Source organism: Treponema denticola ATCC 35405, assembly GCF_000008185.1.
GTDB lineage: Bacteria > Spirochaetota > Spirochaetia > Treponematales > Treponemataceae > Treponema_B > Treponema_B denticola.
Map to the genome: position 1 here is coordinate 916,001 of NC_002967.9, position 23,129 is coordinate 939,129.

17 protein-coding genes are annotated in these 23,129 nt (G+C 35.7%); 13 read left to right on the forward strand and 4 right to left on the reverse strand.

The genetic code is table 11. The features are described from left to right. The first annotated feature begins 17 nt into the window (after positions 1–17). Genes TDE_RS04340 through TDE_RS04350 form a run of 3 tightly spaced genes read left to right on the forward strand, consistent with a single transcriptional unit; the run spans position 18 to position 2,752 of the window. On the forward strand, positions 18–617 hold the full coding sequence (locus TDE_RS04340) for an MptD family putative ECF transporter S component (protein ID WP_002682184.1): 600 nt from the start codon (positions 18–20) through the stop codon (positions 615–617). 3 nt (positions 618–620) lie between these two features. After that, positions 621–1,337, forward strand: coding sequence for an energy-coupling factor transporter transmembrane component T (locus TDE_RS04345; RefSeq protein WP_002682185.1), 717 nt, complete (start codon positions 621–623; stop codon positions 1,335–1,337). Next, the gene (locus tag TDE_RS04350) at positions 1,328–2,752 is read left to right on the forward strand and encodes an ABC transporter ATP-binding protein (protein ID WP_002677302.1); all 1,425 of its coding nucleotides are present in this window, start codon (positions 1,328–1,330) and stop codon (positions 2,750–2,752) included. The genes TDE_RS04345 and TDE_RS04350 overlap by 10 nt, the downstream gene beginning before the upstream one ends. Before the next feature lie 196 nt (positions 2,753–2,948). Here TDE_RS04350 and TDE_RS04355 read toward each other — a convergent pair whose 3' ends face one another. Both TDE_RS04355 and TDE_RS04360 read right to left on the reverse strand, forming a co-directional pair. Further along, a complete protein-coding gene (locus tag TDE_RS04355) occupies positions 2,949–3,404 on the reverse strand; it encodes an HIT family protein (RefSeq protein ID WP_002682186.1) in 456 nt (151 codons plus the stop codon). 65 nt (positions 3,405–3,469) lie between these two features. After that, positions 3,470–4,222, reverse strand: a complete 753-nt coding sequence (locus tag TDE_RS04360; RefSeq protein WP_010956832.1) for a head GIN domain-containing protein — start codon at positions 4,220–4,222, stop codon at positions 3,470–3,472. 145 nt (positions 4,223–4,367) lie between these two features. Between TDE_RS04360 and TDE_RS04365 the strand changes: the two genes are divergently transcribed. From TDE_RS04365 to TDE_RS04400, 8 genes are all read left to right on the forward strand, one after another. Next, positions 4,368–6,356 (forward strand): ATP-dependent helicase, encoded by a 1,989-nt coding sequence (locus TDE_RS04365; RefSeq protein ID WP_002682194.1) that lies wholly within the window; start codon positions 4,368–4,370, stop codon positions 6,354–6,356. 215 nt (positions 6,357–6,571) lie between these two features. Next, a complete protein-coding gene (locus tag TDE_RS04370) occupies positions 6,572–7,288 on the forward strand; it encodes an energy-coupling factor transporter transmembrane component T (RefSeq protein ID WP_002682196.1) in 717 nt (238 codons plus the stop codon). A gap of 15 nt (positions 7,289–7,303) precedes the next feature. Further along, positions 7,304–8,779, forward strand: coding sequence for an ABC transporter ATP-binding protein (locus TDE_RS04375; RefSeq protein WP_002682198.1), 1,476 nt, complete (start codon positions 7,304–7,306; stop codon positions 8,777–8,779). Between the two features lie 4 nt (positions 8,780–8,783). Continuing rightward, a complete protein-coding gene (locus tag TDE_RS04380; protein ID WP_002682200.1) occupies positions 8,784–9,380 on the forward strand; it encodes an MptD family putative ECF transporter S component in 597 nt (198 codons plus the stop codon). A 13-nt stretch (positions 9,381–9,393) separates the two neighbouring features. After that, the gene (locus TDE_RS04385; RefSeq protein WP_002682202.1) at positions 9,394–11,145 is read left to right on the forward strand and encodes an ABC transporter ATP-binding protein; all 1,752 of its coding nucleotides are present in this window, start codon (positions 9,394–9,396) and stop codon (positions 11,143–11,145) included. A 160-nt stretch (positions 11,146–11,305) separates the two neighbouring features. Further along, positions 11,306–12,913: a DNA methyltransferase gene (locus TDE_RS04390; protein ID WP_002682204.1), complete on the forward strand. Its 1,608-nt coding sequence runs from the start codon at positions 11,306–11,308 to the stop codon at positions 12,911–12,913. Further along, complete coding sequence (locus TDE_RS04395) at positions 12,914–14,626, forward strand: AIPR family protein (protein ID WP_002682205.1); 1,713 nt, start codon at positions 12,914–12,916, stop codon at positions 14,624–14,626. Next, positions 14,613–15,389, forward strand: coding sequence for a TdeIII family type II restriction endonuclease (locus TDE_RS04400; protein ID WP_002682206.1), 777 nt, complete (start codon positions 14,613–14,615; stop codon positions 15,387–15,389). The genes TDE_RS04395 and TDE_RS04400 overlap by 14 nt, the downstream gene beginning before the upstream one ends. A 396-nt stretch (positions 15,390–15,785) precedes the next feature. Here TDE_RS04400 and TDE_RS04405 read toward each other — a convergent pair whose 3' ends face one another. Then, the gene (locus tag TDE_RS04405) at positions 15,786–17,144 is read right to left on the reverse strand and encodes a hypothetical protein (protein ID WP_002682207.1); all 1,359 of its coding nucleotides are present in this window, start codon (positions 17,142–17,144) and stop codon (positions 15,786–15,788) included. A gap of 92 nt (positions 17,145–17,236) precedes the next feature. Then, positions 17,237–17,410, reverse strand: a complete 174-nt coding sequence (locus tag TDE_RS04410) for a hypothetical protein (RefSeq protein WP_010956836.1) — start codon at positions 17,408–17,410, stop codon at positions 17,237–17,239. Between the two features lie 88 nt (positions 17,411–17,498). Here TDE_RS04410 and TDE_RS04415 point away from each other — a divergent pair, with 88 nt between their 5' ends. Both TDE_RS04415 and TDE_RS04420 read left to right on the forward strand, forming a co-directional pair. Next, on the forward strand, positions 17,499–19,244 hold the full coding sequence (locus TDE_RS04415) for an ABC transporter ATP-binding protein (RefSeq protein WP_002682208.1): 1,746 nt from the start codon (positions 17,499–17,501) through the stop codon (positions 19,242–19,244). A 172-nt stretch (positions 19,245–19,416) separates the two neighbouring features. Then, positions 19,417–23,043, forward strand: coding sequence for a hypothetical protein (locus TDE_RS04420; protein WP_010956838.1), 3,627 nt, complete (start codon positions 19,417–19,419; stop codon positions 23,041–23,043). Positions 23,044–23,129 lie beyond the last annotated feature (86 nt).

The following is a 23,129-nucleotide window of genomic DNA, read 5'->3' on the forward strand; positions in this document are numbered from 1 at the left end:
CTTCGGGAGGAATACAAATGAATAAGAAAATCGGATTAAAGGATATTGTCCTTATTACATTGCTTACCGCCATTATGATCGGCATACAAACGGTAGTATTAATGCCGTTTATAACAAATCTAAAATTTGTTATTTGGTTTGTAGGCGGAATCGATGGGGTATTGTGCGGCATCATTTATTGTTTGATGATAGCAAAGGCTCCTAAATTGGGAACGGCTTTTATATTCTCGTTTATTTTTGCCGTGTATTATTTTTTTGTAAACAGTATGATTATCATCAGTGCAATGATAGCCGGTGCAGGCTTGGTTATGGAACTTATCCTGTGGAACAACGGCTATAAGAATAAAATAAAAGCAACTATTGCATATGTACTGTTCGGTTTGACGATAATGCTGGCTCCCAATGTGCTTATTTTTTTGCAAAAAGATGCGATGATTGCAGGATTACAGGCAAATGGATTGACACAAGAATATATTGATTCGATATTCGCAGTTTATAGTGCTGAAAATATAGGCATCGGTATGCTTCTTACTGCTATCGGCTCCATTGCGGGTACGCAAATCGGGTATCGACTATTGAATAGATATTTTATTTCCGGCGGAATGGTAGAAAAATAAGGTATGCCGGCAGAAAACAAAAAATATATTCCCGATATAAGAGTAAACCTCTTTCTTGCCGTTGCCGGCAGTATAGCCGTTTTGACCTATAAAAATGAAATTACTTTTATAGCAGCGTTTGCTGTTTCCATAGTTTTTATTTTAGTTCAAAGAGAATACAAAAAGGCATTCACCTTTGTTTTAATTTTTTTGCTGCTCTTTTTGTTTTCTCACCTTACGGTCGGAATAACAAAACTTCAAACCTTATGGCTATTCGCAGCCGTTACAAGGCATCTTTTAATCCCGCTTTCTCTTGTGTCGGGAATTTCGGATAGACCTCCGGGAATGCTTCTCGAAGTTTTTCATCGGCTGCATTTACCGAAAGGGTTCGGTATTTCAGTTATTGTGTTATTACGATTTTTACCCACGATTAAGTATGAATTAAAAGCGATACGAGGTGCCTTAAAGTTTAGGGGAATAGGAATATCGCTATTAAACACGGTTTTTCACTTACCAAAAAATTTTTATTTAACATTGATACCGCTGCTTATCAGAACCGTGCGTATTTCGGATGAAATAACAGCGGCAGCACTTACTCGCGGAATTGAGGTGAACAATGCTATTGTCAGTTTTTCGGAAGTTTGGTGGACAAAAAAGGATAGCGTTGCATTGGTAATGTTATTAGCCGGTTTTATCTGCCTAAAAATTATAGAAATAAAATGGGGTTGGAAATGGCGGTAGAACTGCAAAATTATTCTTTTTCCTATGACGGTAGAACACAGATTTTGAATAATATAAATATAAAAGTCAATCAAGGTGAGTTTGTTGTCATTACCGGTCTTTCAGGCTGCGGAAAAACGACCCTTATACGTGTATTAAACGGACTGTGCCCGCATTTTTATTCCGGTACGGTACAGGGAAGATATGAGTTATATGGTAAAGATGCCAAGAATATGAGCATTGGTGAGCTTTCAAAATATTGGGGCTCTGTGTTTCAAGATCCGCGAAGTCAATTTTTAGCAAGAAAAGTGAAAGATGAATTAGTCATTGCTATGGAAAATGCTTGTGAAGATAGGGTTTTGATGAAGAATAAGCTTGAAGAAGCCGCAAGGGAGCTCGAAATAGAAAAGATTTTAGATACTGATATGATGTATCTTTCAAGCGGAGAAAAGCAAAAAGTTGCAATAGGCTCCGTATTTTGTACACAACCTAAAGGCTTCGTGTTAGATGAACCCTCTGCGAATTTAGATAGTGCGGCGACAAGCGGATTAGCCGAATTTTTAAAAAGAGTCAAAGAAAAAGGCTGTACGGTTGTTATTTCCGAACACCGTTTACATTATTTAAAAAAATTAATAGATCGCTTAATTATAATGAAAGACGGACAAATTATAAAAGACATGTCAAAGCATGAAATACATTCTTTAAATAATTTTGATTTGAGAAACCTTGGACTGAGGCAATTTAATTTACCTAAAATAAATGTAGATAAAAAGGTTAATGGGGATAATTCTTTCGCTGCTTGCAAAGGGATTGTTTATATAAAAAATTGTTATCGCATATTAGAAACTGTTGACCTCAATTTAGAAAGCGGAAAGGTTCATGTTATTGTAGGAGAAAACGGGGCGGGGAAAAGCAGTCTTTGCAAAATCATTACCGGTTTATACAAGCAAACGGAAGGCGGTATGTATATCGATACGGCACCGGTAAAGAAAAAAGAGCGATTACAAAGAACCTTTTTTGTAGGACAGGACATAGATTATCAGCTATACGGTTACTCCATAAGAAACGAATTTCAAATCGGAAATAAAAGGCTTACCGATGAAAAAATAAAAGCTTGCCTTGATGAACTACATTTAAAAATTTCCCTTGATACAAATCCTCAGGTTCTTTCAGGAGGGCAAAAACAAAGATTGCTTATTGGAATAGCTTATCTGAGCGGACGGGATATTATTGTCTTTGATGAGCCTACTAGCGGGCTTGATGGGTTCCACATGAAAATCATTGCTGATTTGTTCCGGTATCTTGCAGAAAAAGGAAAAACTATTATTGTCATCACACATGACATCGAGTTTACCGCAGAAGTCGCTGATACCATTATATACATGAGTAAGGGGAAAATACAGTATCATAAATATATTACGAATGAAAATCGATGATGTAAGTATGTTCAACTTGCGAAGTGCTTTAAGTTTTCATGCGGACGATAAAACTTTGTCTTGACAAATACGTGTTTTGAATATATAGTAAGATTCGATGATTAACTTAAGAATAATTGATGAGAATAATTTTCAAGCATGTATAAATTATAATGATTTACGGTATATTTTATTTAGTATATTTATAAAAAAATGATTAAGCTTTTTTAAGATGTTCTAATAGTTTTACTTTCATATCATATAATTCTTCTGATGTAGGACGGTTTGCAGCATCATACATTTTATCTATTGGGTACCACCATACAGGCCCCTTACCATGAAGCCCATGTCCTTCTAAATCTCCGTTTATTCTTGGGAATAAATGCCAATGTAAATGAGTATCGCCATTTCCTAATAATTCGTAATTCATTTTTTCAGCATGGAAAGCTTTATAAACCGCTTCAGCTATAATTGACATTTCTTCTAAGAACTTCATTTTAAAATCATTTTCAAGCTGAAATATTTCGGTCTTATGTTCTTTGCAAAGAAATAAAGTATACCCTTTAAAATGTTGATGATCCCCAATAACTACATAACCGGTTTCAAGTTCTTTTACATAATATGGATTATTTCCATTTTTTATCATTTCAATTCTTTTGCATATTAAGCACATGTTTGTCTCCAAATACTTGTTTTTTATAAAAAATATTTATTACAACTATAAATTATTATAACTTTTTAAAGAGAAGATATACGGCCGCTGCCTGAACTTTTAGTCTCAATAACAGGATTACCCTTATAACGGACGGAACCGGAGCCGCTGATATCGGCTTTTAAATGCCGTGTAACCCATACTTTTGCAGAACCGGAACCTGAAATTGAAATATCAGCCTTTTCAGTTTCAAAATCGGTTGTTTTTATATCCCCTGAACCGGAGACATCCGCTATCATATTTTCGGCTTTTCCCGTTGCGGAAAAATCGCTTGAACCGGATACGTCCACCTTTAGAGTGTTTACTGTAATATCGCGTGCGGTAATATTACCGCTGCCTGAGATATCTATCGACATTGAATCTTTAGGCATATTGAATGATGAAATGGTACCGGTAAGTGAACCGAACGTCTGCAACTTTATTAAAGAAGGCATTGTAATAAAGACTTTACGGCGAGTCGGTGATATGCTGTATCTGTATCCAGACTTAAAACCGATGTTAAGAGTGGTACCTGTAAGTGATATATCCAAATAGGGGAAAATATTTTCATCCGTTTCAATTTGAATGGAAAAGGTTTCGCTATACCTTATATCGGCAGTCCAGCCGCCCTTGATGCAAACAGCATTAAAATCGCTTTCTGGGAATGATTTAGTTTCTATCTTTCCGTTTCCTTTAATGACTTCGTCCGAACCGGAAAAAGATTGGCAGCCGATACAAATAACCAAAAGAGCTGTTATCACGGCAGCTTTTACAATACCGATTAGTTTGACTTTATTCATAAAAACTCCTTTATATAAGTTTCTTTTTCTTTATAATAATACTTTAAAGTCTCGGACATGTCAATGCTGAAAAAAACTTTGTAAAATCTGCTTAATCAATCTCTTCTTGCCAAATTTCCCGTTTTTTGGTATACTCACCCCTCCTATGAATGAATTTACTGAAGGTCTTAATCCCGAACAGTTTAAAGCCGTTACTACTATTAACGGGCCGGTGCTTATAATAGCGGGAGCCGGTTCGGGGAAAACACGCGTTATCACTTTTAGAATTGCACACATGCTCGACAAGGGAATCCCTCAGTCTCAGATTTTGGCTCTTACCTTTACCAACAAGGCTGCCAAGGAAATGGCCGATCGGGTAAAAGAGCTTACCGGTAAAAAACTTCAAAATCTGACTGTCAGCACATTTCACGCTTTTGGAGTTAAGGTTCTGCGTTCCCATATCGATAAAATAGGCTGGAGAAGTAATTTCAGTATTTATGACGAAACCGACCGCAATCAGTTAATTAAAGAATGCGGAAGAGAACTTAAATTCTCGGCAGATGCCTTGGATGTTTACAAGGTAGGCATTCTTTTTTCCAATATCAAAATGGGAAGAAAGGATTGGACAAACGAGCATGATTCGTACAAGGCTCTTTATAAAGAATATCAGGATGGGCTTAAACTTTATAATGCAGTAGACTTTGACGACCTTATAATGCTTCCCATAAAAATATTTAAAGAACATCCCGAAGTCTTGGCGGAGTACCGCGAAAGATACCGATATATAATGGTTGACGAATTTCAGGATACCAGCACACAGCAATATAATTTTATGAAGCTCATCGCCGACAAAAATATCTGTGTAGTAGGCGATGACGATCAATCTATTTATTCTTGGCGGGGTGCCAGTTTTGAAAATATCCGCAACTTTGAAAAAGACTTTCCCGAAATGATCGAAATAAAACTTGAACAAAACTATCGTTCAACAGGGACAATTTTGGCTGCCGCAAACGGTGTAATTTCTCATAATGTAAACCGCAAGGTTAAAGCTCTTTGGTCAGAAAAAGACTCGGGGCGCCCCATCGAAATTTTTATTCCCGAAAACGAGGCGGCGGAAGCCGATTTTATTTCGGACATGATTTTAAGCTTAAAGCAAAGAGAAGGTTTTAAGTATTCCGACTTCGGAGTTTTAATCCGTGCCAACAGTTTAAGCCGCCCATTGGAAGAATCCTTTTTGGAAGTAAACATTCCGTATAGAATGTCGGGGGGGACAAGTTTTTTTCAGCGGAAGGAAATAAAGGACCTTATAAGCTATCTGCGTGTTGTTGCAAACCCCGACGATGATGTAAACCTTCTGCGCATTATCAACACGCCGAGGCGCGGCATAGGCAAAAAAACTCTTGAAACACTTTCCGCTCTTGCAACGGAAAATTCCTGTTCGATGCGGACTGCAATCCGCCTTCTTCTTGAAAACCCGCCTGAAGATATGAGGGGAAAAAGCATCGAAGATTTAAAAGAATTTGCCGAGCTTATAAGCACACACCGAACCCAGCTTCTTTCTGGGAAGGGCCTTGCCCAAAAGGTTAGAAAACTTTTGGACGACATCGCCTATAACGAATACCTTATCGCCGAATACCAAAAAAGTGAAAAGGCTGCTCAATTTAAAATGATGAATATCGAAAGTTTTTTGCACTCGATGGACGATTGGGAAAACAATCCCGACAACTTGGACGGAAGTCTCTACGATTATCTTAACCGCATTACCCTTTTAACCCGCGATGATACTGAAGAAGAAAAAGGCGAAGTAAATATTATGACCATTCATTCTTCAAAGGGCTTGGAGTTTCCTGTGGTTTTTATTGCGGGAGCGGAAGACGGCCTTATTCCCCATGCAAGGAGTGTCGAAGAAAATGACGGAGATGTCGAAGAAGAGCGCCGCCTTTTCTATGTGGCTATTACCAGAGCCCAGCAAAAACTTTTTATCACAAGCTGCAGACAAAGACGAAAGCAGGGCGGCATAACCGAATGTGCTCCGTCTCCTTTTTTGGATGAGATTCCTGCCGACCTTGTCGAATACCACGAGCCCGATGCCCAAGCCGAAGAAGAACGCATCGCCGATATCTTCAGCCAAATGAAAAAAAAGTTTTCGATGTAGGGAAGATCGATCTACGCGGTTCCGGTCTGCGATACAATCACAACATATTTTTTTCGGTAAGGCGGAAATGTTTTTATAAGCAGAAACTTTTGTATAAGAAACGATGAAAATTCAAGCCAAAAGCCGTCAATCTTAGCCAATCTTTTAGCTGTTTTTAAGACAAAAACCTCTCGCTATTGTAAAATCTTCATACAAATAAGGGAAAGTTTTACTATATGCAAAAGATTAAAACCACCGTTGATGTTAGAACGCTTCTTTTTTTAGACATAGTGATTATGGTTTTTATGCTGATTTCAGGAAAGGCGGAGGTAACGCTCTGCTCTTTCATCGTTGCGGCGGCGGTGCCGGTCATAACAGGATTATACGGTGTCTTATTGTGTTACACTGTTTTGTTTGCAGTGCTTTTTTTCTATTATCAAGTGATTTTGCATTTGCATTTTCCGATGTTTCAATCCGCGGTTTTTTCCGTTATAGGAATACTCGCTTTTATCGTGCAGCGGATTATTCCATTTACGCTGTTGGGAACGGTAATTCAAAAGCAAAAAAATATTTCGGAAATTACAATGGCGCTCGACCGTATGCGGCTGCCGCGAGGCGTTATCCTCAGCATAGCGGTAATGTTCCGTTATTTTCCTGCAATAAAAGATGATTTTCTGATTATCATCGATGCGATGAAACTGAAAGGTCTATACACTTCAAAATGTGCGGCTATTCTCCATCCGATAAGGACGATGGAATTTATAATCGTGCCGATGTTGTTTAAAAGCCTAAAGACTGTGGAAGAACTTTCCTGTGCGGCGTTGGTTAAGGGCATTGAAAACACCGATAAAAAAACATCGTACTTTGATGTCAAACTTCGTCCGATAGATGCCGTGTTTCCGCTTGCTGCAATCATAGTGTTGACGGCAAGTATGTACGCAAAATTATTTTGAATGAGAGCCTCGCGTATGATCAATCTGAATGATGTAAGCTACAAATATAACGATACTGCGGCACAGGCAATTCAACATATATCTCTGTCCGTAAAAAAAGGAGAATTGGTTGTTATTACCGGAAAAAGCGGCTGCGGAAAAACAACGCTGTTTCGTTGTGTGAATGGGCTGTGTCCCCGTTTTTATGAAGGAGAAATAACCGGAAGTCTTACATTAAACGGCAAAGTTCTTTCGTCGATGCGTATATGCGATATATCAAACATTGCAGCGTCCGTTTTTCAAAATCCTGAAAGCCAGTTTTTTACCACCGATGTACTTTCCGACCTTGTATATCCGTGCGAAAATTGCGGTATAGAAAAAGAAGAAATACAAGAGCGGCTGCACCGTGTTACAAAACTGCTATCGCTGGAACCGCTTTTGAACAGAAAGCTTTCGGAACTCTCAGGAGGTGAAAAACAAAAGATTGCAATCGCTTCGGTTTTAATGTTGGACACGCGCGTTGTACTGATGGACGAGCCGTCTTCCAATCTCGATTATCAATCCGTCGAATTGCTTACACAAATACTTGCACAGCTAAAATCAAAAGGCTACACGCTGCTCATCATTGAGCACCGGCTGCATTATTTGGCGGAACTCTGCGACCGGCTCATTGTAATGGAAAACGGGTCCATAGTACGGGAATATGAAAAAGATTTGTTATGCACTATCGGTAATGATGAGTTCCATAAACAAGGACTTCGCGGCTTGCATTTATTTCAAAATAACAGCAATACACTGATTACTCCGCAGCGGCAACATACAGACAAACGGTTATTGACGCTGCATGATATTCATTTTGGCTATCGGAAAAACACTGAGGTTTTAAAAGGAATACATCTTTCGATATATCCCGGAGACAAGATTGCTTTAATCGGTAAAAACGGCTGCGGAAAAACAACGCTGGGGAAAATCCTGTGCGGATTAAAAAAGGAACAGAGCGGTACCGTTTTGTTGGACGGAAGATCATTCCCTGCAAGGGTGCGCAGTAAGACCGCCGGTTACGTGATGCAAAATGTAGACTTTCAGCTTTTTGGGTGCAGCGTCTATGATGATTTATTGCTCGGTAACGAAGCACTGCCCGACAAAGAAAACCGAATACAAACAGTGCTTGAAAAGCTCAGTCTTTCGGCCTTGCAAGAACAACACCCGACAACGCTATCGATGGGACAAAAACAGCGCTTGGTAGTCGCCGCATCATTTTTACAAAATAAGCGGCTCACTATTTTTGACGAACCGACAAGCGGTTTGGATTACGGCAGTATGCAAAATGTCTGTGCGTTAATCGATTCGATAACGGGCAAGACAAACGCCTCCGTTATTATCACGCATGATTATGAGTTCATTTTAAACACCTGCAATAGAGCGGTTCTTTTGGAAGACGGACAAATAAAGGAAGATTTTCAATTGAACGGTTCGATGCAGTTGGAATATATTTTTAAAGAGAGGTTATAAAGGTATGGAAACAAAAACCAATCACTGGAAAATCAGTCACTTTGTTTTAATCGGTTTAATGGCCGCAATTTATGCAGCCGTTATTTATGGGGTCGGAATGCTGACAGCCGTTACTATCCCCGTTATGCATGTATTTGCGCCCGGTATGACAGGATTTTTGATGGGGCCTATCGTGCTTTTTGTTGTAAAGACTGTGCGGAGATTCGGCGTGTTGACGCTGCTTGCAGGTTTAGGTGTTGCGCTTTTTACGCTGACCGGAATGGGAAGTATTAACTGTTTAATTTTTGTTGTCATTGCGGGTTTGATAGCCGATGTGATTATCGCAAAAACAGGATTCAAAACGCTTTCGGTCGGTATTGGTCACGGACTTACACAGGCTGCATATTTTACCGGAGGCGTGTTCCCTTTCCTTTTCTTTTTGGAACGGGAATTGGCAAAGTGGCAGGAAATGGGAATGAGCCGAGAAGAGATACTTGAATATGTGAAATATTTTACCGGAACCTTCGCCGTAATCGGCATAGTATCCGCTATCGTTTTCGGTATTGCAGGCGTCTATATCGGAAAGCTCATCTTAAAACGGCATTTTAAGGATATGGAGTAGAGGATTGCCAACCATGCGATTTAAAGATTTTATTGTGCCGAATATTCCTGCGTATACGGTGTCCGTAAGTCTTGCGGTGCTGGGTGTCGGCTGCGGGATGGTGCCGTATATCACGGTGCACCGTCTTCTTATGCGTTTGGCAAAAGGCGGAACTTCCCTTGCAGAAGTGTCGGCTTATGTAGGCGTTATTATTGCAGCCTTTGCTTTTCAACTGGTGCTGCACAGCATATCGACGGCGATTTCGCACAAGACAGCCTTTTCCGTTTTGGAAAAAATAAGGCTTGCCCTTACCGAAAAGATGATAAAGATGCCGCTGGGTTTTACGCGGAACAAGGGCGCCGGCTATTTTCACGGAATGCTCATCGATAGTATTGAACGGCTTGAATTTCCGCTTGCACATGCACTGCCTGAAACCACCTCGAATATCCTCATTCCCTTGAGCATTACCGCGATGCTTTTTGCAACAGATTGGCGGCTTGCTCTTGCCGTTTTGGTACCCGCTGTAGCAACCTTGATTTTTTATCTTCCGATGTATATCGGCATTATGAACGATTTTGCAAACACCTATTATGCCGCCCTCGAAAACATGAACGGCAGGGTTATCGAATATATCCGCGGAAATAAAGAAATTAAAATATTCGGCACCGAAGCAAAGGCCTATTCTCAGTTTGAAGATTCCATCGACAATTACGAAAAGTCAACCTTAAAGCTCTACAATAAAATGTATTTTGTAAGCGCTCCGGCCTTTGTACTCTTGTCGTCGATTACGGTGAGCGTGCTTTCAGCCGGCGGACTGCTTTTTACTTCCGGTTTGATTGAAGCGCCGCTCTATCTTTTTGCTGTCATCATTGCAGAGGGCTTGGGCGTTTCGCTTTTAAAGTTCACCGAATTTATGGACAACTTTTATCACATAAGAAACAGTAAAAAGCTGATTGAAGAAGTGCTGTCCGCTCCCGAATTGGAAGAAACTGCCGCAGCAGCTGCTCTGCATATTCCGAATAACGAAATTGTGTTTCATAATGTGTGCTTTTCGTATGATGAAATTACGGCTGCCGATAAAACCGGCAATGAGAACAATGCTCCTAAGGGGAATGTGCTGCATGATGTATCGCTCACTTTTAAAGAGGGGAAAAAGACGGCGATTGTCGGGCACTCCGGTTCGGGTAAGTCAACAATAGCCAATTTGATTGCCCGCTTTTGGGATGTTTCAAAGGGTTCTATCACAATCGGCGGAATCGATTACAAAGATATGTCCCTTGCGCAATTAATGGAACATGTCAACTATGTTACACAGGACACTTTTTTATTCAATATGAGTATTTTGGAAAATATTCGAATGGGTAAGCCAGCCGCCTCCGATGAAGAGGTAAAAGAAGCTGCCCGTCTTGCACAGTGCTCGGATTTTATCGAACGGCTTGAAAAGGGCTGGAACACTCATGCGGGCAATGAAGGAACAAAACTGTCTGGCGGGCAGCGGCAGCGTATTATTATTGCCCGTGCAATTTTGCGGAATGCACCGGTGCTTATATTAGATGAAGCGACTACTCACACCGATGCGGAAAACCGTCGGCAGCTTCAGCTTTCATTACAGGAACTGTGTAAAAATAAAACCGTTATCACGATAGACCACAACCTTTCCACCGTTAAAGAAAGTGATTCAATCATCGTTATGGAAAATGGACGGGTAGAGGCTCAAGGTACACATACGGAACTGTTGGAGCAATCACCGCTGTATGCAAAGCTGTGGGGAAACACAGGTGCGTAGCTGGAACGGGAAGCAGGAAAGAGGCGTGGAGGAGTAAAGGACGGTAAAAGGGATTTTCCGGTATTTCAGCGACTATCAGGGGGCATAGAAAAAAACAGCGGAATGTGATAGAATAGTACTTGATGTTGTGGTTACTTTAACGGCAAAATTGGGAGACACTATGCAAAATGAACTTTTCGCTACAGTACAGCAGGACGATTTTATCTCTATCCCCGAAGCGGGTCATTGGGCTACGGTACTGCTGGGGAAGCATGTAACCAACTCAAATATTACATATCTTATTCAATACGGACGAATAAATAAATTTTTTCATAACGGTGCCCCGGCAGTTTCAAAAACAGAATTACTTCATTATTATCAGTCGCGTTCCGGTAAACGGCAGACGGATTGGGAAGAGACGCTCGGTGAAAAATTGAATTGGACGTTGTCTTTCGAACAATATAAAGAAGCTGAAACGACAAAACATGTTCATAGGCTGCATCCTTATAAGGGAAAATTTATTCCGCAGCTTGTCGAATATTTTTTAGATGAGCATACTGACAGCTTTAAACAAAATGTCTTTTTTCATAAGGGCGATGTTGTACTTGACCCTTTTTGCGGTAGCGGAACAACGCTTGTACAGGCAAATGAACTAGGTATTCATGCAATCGGCGTGGATATTTCGGAGTTTAATACAGTCATTGCAAATGCCAAAATACAAAATTGCGATTTACAAATGCTTGAAAATGAACTTTCGTTTATAACAAATACACTTCGTGATTTTACCGCTGCTTCCTCCATACCGGAATTTGAAGATACGCTAAGTGCTGCGCTTTTAACTTTTAACAATAAGTATTTTCCGTCGCCGCAGTTTAAAATCGATGTACGGCAAAAGAATATCGATGAAAAGACCTATGGAGCTGAAAAAGAAAAAGAATTTTTTCCTCTTTATGAAAAACTTGTCCATACATTTAATATTCAACTAAAGCAAAAAGAAACAGATACATTCTTAGATAAATGGTATGTGCAGAATATTCGGAACGAAATTGATTTGGTCTTTCAGCTTATTGAAAAAATACCGAATGAAACTGAAAGGAATATCGCGAAAATAATTTTAAGTAGAACAATGCGCAGTTGCCGAGCAACAACCCATTCAGATCTTGCGACAATCTATGAGCCGATAACCGTTCCGTATTATTGCACAAAGCATGGAAAGATTTGCAAGCCGCTTTTTTCGATATTGAGATGGTGGAATACTTATGCAAATGATACCGTCAAACGCTTAGCTGAATTTAAAATGCTCAGAACGCAAACTTTTCAATATTGCGTAACCGGAGATTCCCGCACAATCAATCTCGATGAAAAAATAAAACAAAACAAACCTGAGTTATATGAATTAATCCGGTGCCATAAAATTGCAGGTATTTTTTCTTCTCCGCCGTATGTCGGATTAATAGACTACCATGAACAACATGCGTATGCGTATGACATATTCGGCTTTACCCGTCATGATGATTTGGAAATAGGCCCTTTATTTAAAGGAAAAGGAAAAGAAGCCCGCGAAAGTTATGTGGAAGGTATTAGCGCTGTTCTAAATAATGCAAAGCCCTATTTAGCGGCAGACTATAATGTATTTTTGGTTGCAAATGATAAATTCAATATGTATCCGCTTATTGCAGAGAAAGCCGGAATGCATATCGTTAATCAATATCATCGTCCGGTTTTAAATAGAACAGAAAAGGATAAGGGCGCTTATTCCGAAACAATTTTTCATATGAAGGAGAAATAAATGGCACAGAAGTTTGATATAGGACTTAATGCAAAAATAAATGATTTTGCAAAAAAGTTTAACATAATTAGAACAGATGATAACGATGATGATGTTTTTGAAGATTTTAGTAATTATGTTATTGCTTCAAACATTTTAGAAGAGGAACTTGATAATGTAAAATCAGTTTCGACAAATAAAGCACAAGGAATTGATGGTATCGTTATTGTTGTAAATAATAAATTAGTTTCTGAAGAAGCTGATTTGGGAAAATTTGGACCAACGGAAGCAATTCAAATAAAAATTGGATTCATCCAATCAACAACTCAGAGTAGCTTTGACGAAAAGAAATTTAGTGCCTTTACCGATGAAGTTGTAAAGTTCCTTACGCTAGCAACAGATATTGAACCTTATTCAACTATTTTTAAAAAACTACTCGATGATTCAGGAAGCTTCATTGATAGAATTTCGGAAACACCACATATTTGTTTATTTTTTGTTTCTGCGAGAACATCACATGAACTTACAGATGAAAAAATAAATGCGGAAACAAGAAAAATTAAATCAAGAACGGAAATAGAAAATAGATGTAAATTGGATAAGATTTTAGTTCTTCAAAAAGATGAAGTGAAAATCGAGTATGAGAAAATTTCAAGATTCCACACAGCACAATTAAAACTTGAGAATAGTATACCTCTTTCATCTATTGATAATGTTGAATTAAGTCTTTTGGCAACGATAAAATTTTTCGAACTAAAAAAATTAATTTTGACTTCTGATAAAAATTTAAAAGAAAAACTTTTTATTGAAAATGTTAGAAATTATATTGGCTCAACTCCTGTGAATATGGATATAAAAAAAACTTTAGACTCTAATTCAGAAAGAAATTATTTTCCATTTTTGAATAACGGTTTAACTATTATTTGTAATAAAATTGAGCGTCATCCTGTAAAGGAGAAAGAATTTACCTTAACCTTTCCAAGAATCATTAACGGCTGTCAGACTACAAATGAATTATTCAAAAAATACAAAGAATCTAGTGATGAAAATAGCATTGATAACATTGAAGTTGTTGCTAAAATAATTTCTACAAAAGATAATAGCTTAAAAAAAATGATTATTTACGCTGCAAACAATCAGAATTCAATCGACAAAGATTTACAATCTTTAAATGATTTTCATGAAAAAATTGAAACCTATTTCTTAGGTAAGGAAGAGAATGATTTTCATTTATATTTTGAAAGACTTAGAGGCCAGCATGTAAATGTTATTCCACCATATAGTAGAATAAATATTGAAACATTAGCAAGAGTATTTATTTCTGTGTTTTTGCAAAGGCCTCATGAAATGAAAAGTAATGCTATTTCTGTAATAGAAAAGTTTCAAAAAGAAGGTAAAATTTTCAATGGCTCTAAACATGAGGCAAATCTCTATTATTATTGTGCTGTCTTATGGTTTTGGTTTAACCATTCTTTAGTTAATGGTAATATAACAATGAAATCGAAAACAATGGACATGCATATACTAATGGCTTGTAATATTCTTCTAGAAAAACATCAAAACTCTATTAATGAAAAAATAAAATACTTAGGCATAAAAGAAAATGCTATTAATGTTTTTAAAAATACAGTTACCATTTTAAATAGTAAAAATTACTTATTTGAGAGAAGAGGTTTATATTCAAAACCAAAGACAGAAAGACTAATAGAGGAGATACAAAATGTCACTATCTAATCAACAAATAATACAGGTCGAAGATATTTTAAAACAAAGCTTACGACATAAATTTCAAAATTATAATCCCGAACCTGCCGTAATGCCTTTTCATACCCGCTTGTTAGGAAAAGATAGAATGGCATTGTTTTCGTTTATTCATTCCCTAAATACGAATTTTGGTACAACTATTTTTGAACCGGTAGCGGTTGCTCTTGCAAAAACAACATTTAAAAGCGCTGAAAAGCAACAAACAGCCGGAAAAACTATTTCAAGTGAAGCGCAAAATGTCATTCAAACCATTATGGATGACCTTACAACCGGACGGCAGCTACCGGATAAGATTCAAGAAATCGAAAGGATACGTGCAGTATGTCAAAAAGGGGAAATGAAAGAAGTAAAACCGACGAAGGTTGATGTGAAACTTGTTTCAAAGAATGATGAAATGTTTCTTATTGATATAAAATCGGCAAAACCGAATATCGGTGAATTTAAAGGATTTAAACGTACCCTTTTAGAATGGGTTGCGGTAACACTTGCCGAACATCCGAAAGCTCATATCCATACATTTCTTGCAATTCCGTATAATCCGTATGAACCGAAAGAATACAGCCGCTGGACAATGCGAGGGATGATTGATTTGGAATATGAGCTAAAAGTTGCGGCAGAATTTTGGGACTTTTTAGGCGGCACCGGATTATACGAAGCATTGTTGAATATTTTTGAGAAAGTCGGAATTGAACTGCGTCCAGAAATCGATGCCTATTTTGCACAGCATAGATAGAAAAAATCTGGATTTGTGTATGTATGGTAGATAAGAAGATAAAAAAGTTCAATTTAGCCGCAGTTACAGAGTCTCGATTGGCAGAATTGAAAGCCTTTCGGTGCAACTTGCTCCTATTGATAAGCAGCTGAAGGCTGTCAAAAAGATAGCATTCTACGAATCCGAGAGCACTGCTGCAAAAGCGGTGACGGTTGCTTGAGCAGAAAAGAAATGACATTGGGTAAATGGTTGTGAGGTAATATATATGTAAAGTAGTAGAGAAAGAACAAAAATCATTCAAGGCAAATTCTACATAGTGTATTATGACGAAGAAAAATAGTATTTTGTATATACATAATAGTTAGACTGTATTTTTCTGCAAAATTGATATTTTGCAAAACAAAGCCGTGTTTTTATTCATTGCTTATCAATATCCTTATTACTTTCAGAATTATCTCTTCCAGCCAAAATACTGAAATTATATCTGAATGATTGTGCTAAATCTGTATTCAAATAATATTCTACCCATTTTCTATTTAATAATCTGTATTGTTTATTCAAGTCCCAGAAAACTTTAAAATTTTTTTTATTTCCGAAATCGGTAGAATCCTCTAAACAAAAGGGAACAATAAAGACAAATATAAACATACAAGTTTTTAGTTCTGCATATAAATATGGATATTTTTTGTCATCTGTTTTACGTGTGTATAGAACAATTTCTGGTTGCTCAAAATAATTCTGCCTATCCAAAAAGCACATTACGGGTGGTAAATTAATTGTAGAACCATCATTTTTTATATTATTTATCCATTCAACGGTTTTAATAAATTTTGACAACTCGGAATTATCAATTAACCCTAATGCAAATTTCACAAGGCAGCGATAAATGTTCATTGGATTGACATTTGTATCAGACTCTAATTTAAGATGAAGGTCTCCTTTTTCATTTACAGCAGGTTTATCTGTGCGATGTCTAATAATAGGACAATTCTTCTTTTTATCATACTCTATAGTTATTCCATCCCTATAATGCAAAGTTGGAATACCATTTTTCCCTTTGGAGCCATATATAGTCCTATAGAGTTTTATCAATTCAAAAAAATCTTTTTCGATCGTTCCTGCAAATCTTGAATTACACGCATCACATTCCTCTGTACATATAAAAATTTTATTTCCAATGCTTTCGCTTATTGCATGAGCTTTTTCTTTAAATGTAGTGCCATCTGCTGCAGAACGACCACAATATCTACAAACTCTTTTAGTCCTATCTTTTTCACCGATTACATTCTGTATTCTCGTTGAAAACATAATAAATTCATATTTTTTTTCAAGCTCAGCAAAAGAATCTGTATAATCCTTTTCAAGTTTTACGATTTTTTCCTTAAATATTTCTTCTGAAGCATTGTTATTGATGCATTTAAGATATTCAAAAATTTTTAATATTTCTAATGGATCCATCAATAGATAAGGTATGATTATAAAAAATTGATTATTTGGTATATCCTTTATGATTTTGTTAAGTTTTTGTATTTCGGGTTTTATTTTTGATTTTTCTTGTGAAAAATTAAACATTCTATTTTTAATTTCATTAGACATGCAAAGAGGACTTTTGATATTAATTTTGTGATTTACAGCATCTACATCCGCAAAAACTTCCATTAACTCTAAATAAAACTCAAATCCTGCTTTATTATTATCAATTAACAACTGATGGTCGCCATCAACCGTGTATATGTTAAGAACTAATTTATCATCAAAACTATTAGTTGAATTCATATAATACCTCTAAAACTACTCATCTTTAAGCATTATAGCATATTCTATTTCTTTGTTAAAGTTAAAAATATATTTTGACCAGAGATTTCGCATTATAAAGCCTGCAAGGCTCTTTCGAGGCAATCTTCCCGTTTGTCGCACAGATATTGCTTATGACAAAGCGGCATCTTCTTTGCTTTTATAATATCCGAGAAATTAATCATAATATCATAATTAAAAAATATAATTCTGCTTATTGACTTTCCCCCGCCTTTGTTTTCAGCCAAAATATATCGCCGATAGACAATGTTTCGTTTATTGTATGGACGCCGGGCGGGAGAATAATTAAAATCGGAGTAACCTGTAGGAGGCTCTATGCTAAAAACGGTGCGGGCTTTTTTGACCCTTATGCAAAATCAAAAAAAGGAAATTGTTTTTTCCGTTGTATTAAGTTTTATCGACGGCTTTTTTATAATGATACCTTTTATCATCGCCTTTAAAATTGTAAACGCCGTACCGCTTTTTAATCCCGCCGCTTCGGGAACGCTTGATGTCCGCACTATGTACCGGTACATCGGCATTATGGCGGCAGCGGTTTTTATTAGAATTGTACTGCGTTACTTTACGCTCTATTTCCGCGGCGGGGCAGGTTATAAGGCAATGTGCCGCGAGCGTAAAAACTTAGGAACACGATTACGAAAGGTATCGCTCGGCTTTCTCAATGAAAAAAACACGGGCGACTTGGTTTCGACCATTACTTCCGATGCGGCGTTTTTGGAAATTGAAGGCATGGTCGTTATCGAAAAAATCGCCGTGGGTATTCCTGTTTTTGCTATCGGACTTACTGTCTTGCTTGTCTTCGATTACCGCATCTTTTTGCTCACCGCTTTTTTGTTTATTCCGGTATGGTACATGTACAGAAAATTATCTACATTGCAAGACAAGTTAAAAATAAACCGGCAGGACTTTATCGGAAAAGTTACCGCCGATATTGTTGAATTTATCAACGGGATCCATGTGCTTAAAATATACAACATGGCGGAAAAGCGGTTTTCAAAAACGGCTGAAGCGGTAAAGAATTTACGGGATTTTTCCGTCCGCGCGGAACTTGCTCATATTCCTGTCGTCTCTCTTTTTCAGTTTTGCTTACGGCTTGTTACGGCGGGAATAGTTTTTTCTTCCGCCCTGCTTTTTTTACGGGGAACACTTTCTTTTGCACAAATCTTTTTGCTGATGACCGCCTCTTTCAGTTTGTTTAGCGGTATTGAAGCGATGGGGATTTTCAGTATCTTTTCTAAAATGACTCAGCAGTCAATCGACCGTATGAATGCCATCAAAGCGGTTCCGGAAATGCAAAACCTTTCAGGGAACCTGCTGCTCGATCCTCAAAATCCGCACGCCTTCGATATTCAATTTGAAGATGTTTCTTTTGCCTACGCCGAAAAAGAGGTGCTGCATAATATCAGCTTTTCAGTTCCAGAAAAAACGGTAACCGCTCTTGCAGGTCTTTCGGGGAGCGGCAAGACGACTATTGTGAATCTGCTTGCTCGTTTTTGGGATATAAAAAAGGGGCGCATCAGTATCGGCGGCACCGATATTAAAGAACTCAATTACGAAAACCTTTTGCACAATATCAGCTTTGTGTTTCAGGATGTGTTTTTGTTTAACGACACGATATTGAATAATATCAGGCTCGGCCGGGAAACCGCTTCTTTGGAGGAAGTGTATCAGGCGGCTGAGCGTGCGGGCTGCACCGATTTTATTATGCAAAGTGAAAAGGGCTACGATACGGTTATAGGAGAGGCGGGCTTGCGGCTTTCGGGCGGAGAAAAACAGCGCATTTCGATTGCCCGTGCTTTTCTTAAAAATGCCCCGATTGTACTATTGGACGAGGTAATCGCCAATGTTGATGCGGAAAACGAAGCCAAAATACAAGCCGCCTTACAGGAATTGCTCAAAGATAAAACCGTCATCATGATTGCTCACAATCTGACAAGTCTCCGCAACGCCGGCCAAATTCTGGTCCTCGAAAATGGGCACATTGTTCAGTGCGACAGGCATGAGGAGCTGATAAAAGAAGAAGGTTTATATAGAAAATTGTGGGAAGAATCCAAGAACTGACGGCAGTTTTTTGTTTGTAAGTATATCGGGGAAAACCTATATTTTCGTCTTACTATCAAAATCGTATCTCATGCCCTCTTTGTTTTTTTGCATAAAACGGGTATAATAAAACCGTTGGGTATTTTAAGAGAATTTAAAAAAATGATATTGTAAAAAGGGTTGTAGAGGGGCAATGAAAATTATTAAACAAATTTTTAAAAAAAATAAAAGCTTGAAAAGGGATAATGTTATTCCTGCAAAGCAAGATATTATCCTATTTAATAATTCTCCAATCGGTAATTCAAATAATGATATATTTGATTTAAAGATTAAAGCACAAGCCGTAAAAAAGGCTATAGATGAAAAGGCTAATACAGTAGCATTAATTGGTGAATATGGAAGTGGAAAATCAAGTCTAACAAACATTCTATATGAAGATAATAAGGAATGCTTTGAGAAGCCTATTTATATCAATCTTTGGGATTGTGTTTGTAAACATGATAATGAAACTTCAAAGAATCAAAATCAAATTGATATATTCACGAAATCTTTTTTATATCAATTTGCAGCGGGATATGGTAATAAATCATTTTCGAAATATATAAATCAAAGATTAAGTAAAAACTATGGTAAACTTTCGCTATCAACTTCGGGATGGAAAGGAACGAAATTCTTAATCGGGATTGCTTTGTTTTTATTCTTGGTGCTATTCATCGGAAAAATTCCAATAAGTATACCTATAAGAAACTGTAATATTACTATTCCATACCAATTATCTCTTTTTCTTAGTCTTATATTATTATGGTTTACTTTAAAAAATGAGAATTTTTTATTTTCATTGTGGGATTCACAAGGAAAAATAGAGCCATCCGATACTGATACATTTGAAGTATTTAAAGAAATTATCGTAAAATTAAAACCGAAATTAAAAAAAAGACTTATAATAATTGAAGATTTAGATCGAACTGATGACGCTTTTATAGTAATTTCACTTTTAAAAGAATTATATAGATTTATTAATTTGCTTTCCGATGATGAAAAAAATAAATATGTATTTATTGTCTCATTGAAATCGGAAGAATCTCTAGTTTCACAAAAATCTAATAATGAGAATAAAGAAAGCTTAAGTATTTATTCAAAAATTTTTGATTACACAGTTTGGATTAGACCACTCCATTTTGAAAATATTAAAGACATTTTTAAACAATTATTAGAATGTCAACGTTTTGATGAAGATACAGTAAAGAATATTCTGCCTCAACTTTATTGGATTATGCAAGGAGAAGGATTGTCTATTCGTGAAATAAAAGACCGCCTGAATGAAACTTTTCTATTGTATAGCTCTTTACATAATCGTGATTCTTCAAAAGATTCCGTAAGTTATAAAAAATGTGCAGCCGTAGTGTATCTCCAACGGCAATATCCGAAAATTTTTCAAAAATTAATACAGGAAGAAAAAAGATTCTCAGAATATGTCAACAATTTTTATTATAATGATTCTAAGTTAGATATTTCAATCTTTGACTCTGAAAACAATGCAATTTCTGCAGAAGAAAGAAAAGAAAAAGAAATGTTTGATAATGATTTTAGTAAAATGTTTGAAAATAAAGATATTGAGAATGATTATTCAATGTATTTTTATAATTATCCATCCAATGCATATATCAAGACATCGGAAGAAAAAACTGTTTATGATGCAATTATAAAAAATGATGTTGTATTCATTGCTGCTGAGAACAATAAAAAAATCATTCAAAAAGTTGTAACAGAAAAAGAATCAAAAGTAATATATGATGCTTGTAATGAATTAGTAGAATATAAACGTTTTTATGGTGAAATCGTTTTTGAGTTTGAAGAAATATTTGAGGCAGCATTTCAAAAACAAAAATATTATACAATGAAATCAATCTTTGAATTTATAAAAAATAACATAGAACCGAATAAATCGATTGTTTATGGAGCTAAAATATGTTCATATAACTGTATAAAGAATAATGAGGAGCAAAGAAATACACTTATTAAGTTTTTGATAGAAAAAATAATAGAAGAATATAATAAAAAAGGAAATGTAGAATTTATTGAAGGATGTAGAATAAGTGTTATTAATTATTTTCCTAAAAATATTGGTAAATTTAAAGATATATTTCTTAATTCTGCTTTACCTATTATAGATATTTCAACTATAAATTTAATAAAAGATAACTCTGATATTTTCAATTGTCTTAATTTTGAATCATTAAATTCAAGCAATTACAAAGATTTCTTTTTATTTTTAGAGGATAAAATATTTACCGAAGAAGAAAAAGAAAATCTAGTAGATTGTTTAACTAAAATAACAAACTTTGAATCTTTTTCAGATATTGGAATTAATCTTAAAAATTTACTAACTAAACATAAAATATTTAAATCTGAATTATTTAATATTATTTATGAAGAACTCAAAGAAAATGCTAAAGAAGAAATTATTGATTATGTACAAGCTGTAGGTTGCTTTAACCTTACCGCAGATAATTTGAAACAAATAAATGACTTATATACTGGCAGTATTACTGATATTGATCTCATAGAATCATTAGAAAAGAATAACCTTTTCAATTCTTCGGTATATTCAAGAATAAAGATAAATAATTTTGACTCATTTGATTTTGATGCCGAGTGGATACAAAAGAATATAAGTGAAATTGCTAAAATTATTTATAATGAAGACTCTACTCTTATTTATAAACTAAGAGAAAAATTTATTGAAAATCAAAAAATTTCAAAAATATATCAACTCTTCAATGAACCATTTGAATTTTTACGTTCGGAAGAAATAGATTTAATAGAGTCGTCTGACTTATATTGGGCAACTGACTTTGATAGAATCCAATTATCCCATATAGATTTATATTCAAATTATTGTAATCAAAAAGAATTACAGTCAGATCAGCTATTTTCTTTTTTTAAATCTTTATTTTTTCACGATAATACAAGCAATAGGATTACTGATAAAGATTTAATAAACGATTTATTATCTAAAATTAATTTTTCTGTATGTAAATTCAATTTGCTGACTATAGAACAACAGAATAAGATTATTGATGTCTTTATGCCTATATTAAATTTAGATGATTATAAATCTGCAATGGAATTTATACAAAAAATAAAATGTCATATTGATAAACTGGATAGTTCAATACAAAAAAACATTTCTATTGGTGAAGAAATATTTGATGTATATATCGAAATTTGTAATGATATTTCAGCCCCTACAGAGATTGTTTTGGAATTTTTAAATACTCAAAAAATAAACTCATCGCTTACTGAAGCAATTACTTTAAAACTTTATGAAAAAGAATATTTTGTTCCATATATTATTGGAAAATCACTTTTTGAGAATCAATTCTTCTATGATCACAATATACCACTTATTGAATTTTATAAAGCTTATTGTAAAAGTGTCAATTATTTTGAACTAGTAAAAAATTCAGATTTAATAAATAAATTCTATGAACAAGAACTTTATAATAGTAATTTAGATATGGAACGGATCAAACCTTTTATGAAATTCAGACAGACCTATAAACTTTTGGAGTTAACATTATTTTTACTAAGAGATAATACTGATCGAAAAAAATATATATCTGAAATAACTCATATTAATTCTTATGGTGACTCAAAGCAATTCATTAGCTTAATAACACAAGAACCATATATTGAATTGTTCCATAATGATGTTGAATTGAGAAATATTGTGAAAGAGAAACTTTGGGAAATAGACCCTACAGGAAAAGCAAAAAAAAGGTGTTTTAAAAAGAATTTTTACAAGTCGATTAGATAAAGAATTGGTCAAAAAATATGGAAACAAGAATTAATATTTCTGTATGTATAATGAGCCTAACTATAAGTGGCTTGAAAGTTATAAAA

Excerpts from the sequence above, each read along its gene's own strand:
- TDE_RS04415 (WP_002682208.1), top strand. The coding sequence starts at position 17,499 with ATGCTAAAAACGGTGCGGGCTTTTTTGACCCTTATGCAAAATCAAAAA.
- TDE_RS04350 (WP_002677302.1), top strand. The coding sequence starts at position 1,328 with ATGGCGGTAGAACTGCAAAATTATTCTTTTTCCTATGACGGTAGAACA.
- TDE_RS04390 (WP_002682204.1), top strand. The coding sequence starts at position 11,306 with ATGCAAAATGAACTTTTCGCTACAGTACAGCAGGACGATTTTATCTCT.
- TDE_RS04380 (WP_002682200.1), top strand. The coding sequence starts at position 8,784 with ATGGAAACAAAAACCAATCACTGGAAAATCAGTCACTTTGTTTTAATC.
- TDE_RS04370 (WP_002682196.1), top strand. The coding sequence starts at position 6,572 with ATGCAAAAGATTAAAACCACCGTTGATGTTAGAACGCTTCTTTTTTTA.
- TDE_RS04375 (WP_002682198.1), top strand. The coding sequence starts at position 7,304 with ATGATCAATCTGAATGATGTAAGCTACAAATATAACGATACTGCGGCA.
- TDE_RS04395 (WP_002682205.1), top strand. The coding sequence starts at position 12,914 with ATGGCACAGAAGTTTGATATAGGACTTAATGCAAAAATAAATGATTTT.
- TDE_RS04400 (WP_002682206.1), top strand. The coding sequence starts at position 14,613 with ATGTCACTATCTAATCAACAAATAATACAGGTCGAAGATATTTTAAAA.
- TDE_RS04365 (WP_002682194.1), top strand. The coding sequence starts at position 4,368 with ATGAATGAATTTACTGAAGGTCTTAATCCCGAACAGTTTAAAGCCGTT.
- TDE_RS04360 (WP_010956832.1), bottom strand. The coding sequence starts at position 4,222 with ATGAATAAAGTCAAACTAATCGGTATTGTAAAAGCTGCCGTGATAACA.
- TDE_RS04345 (WP_002682185.1), top strand. The coding sequence starts at position 621 with ATGCCGGCAGAAAACAAAAAATATATTCCCGATATAAGAGTAAACCTC.
- TDE_RS04405 (WP_002682207.1), bottom strand. The coding sequence starts at position 17,144 with ATGAATTCAACTAATAGTTTTGATGATAAATTAGTTCTTAACATATAC.
- TDE_RS04385 (WP_002682202.1), top strand. The coding sequence starts at position 9,394 with ATGCGATTTAAAGATTTTATTGTGCCGAATATTCCTGCGTATACGGTG.
- TDE_RS04355 (WP_002682186.1), bottom strand. The coding sequence starts at position 3,404 with ATGTGCTTAATATGCAAAAGAATTGAAATGATAAAAAATGGAAATAAT.
- TDE_RS04340 (WP_002682184.1), top strand. The coding sequence starts at position 18 with ATGAATAAGAAAATCGGATTAAAGGATATTGTCCTTATTACATTGCTT.
- TDE_RS04420 (WP_010956838.1), top strand. The coding sequence starts at position 19,417 with ATGAAAATTATTAAACAAATTTTTAAAAAAAATAAAAGCTTGAAAAGG.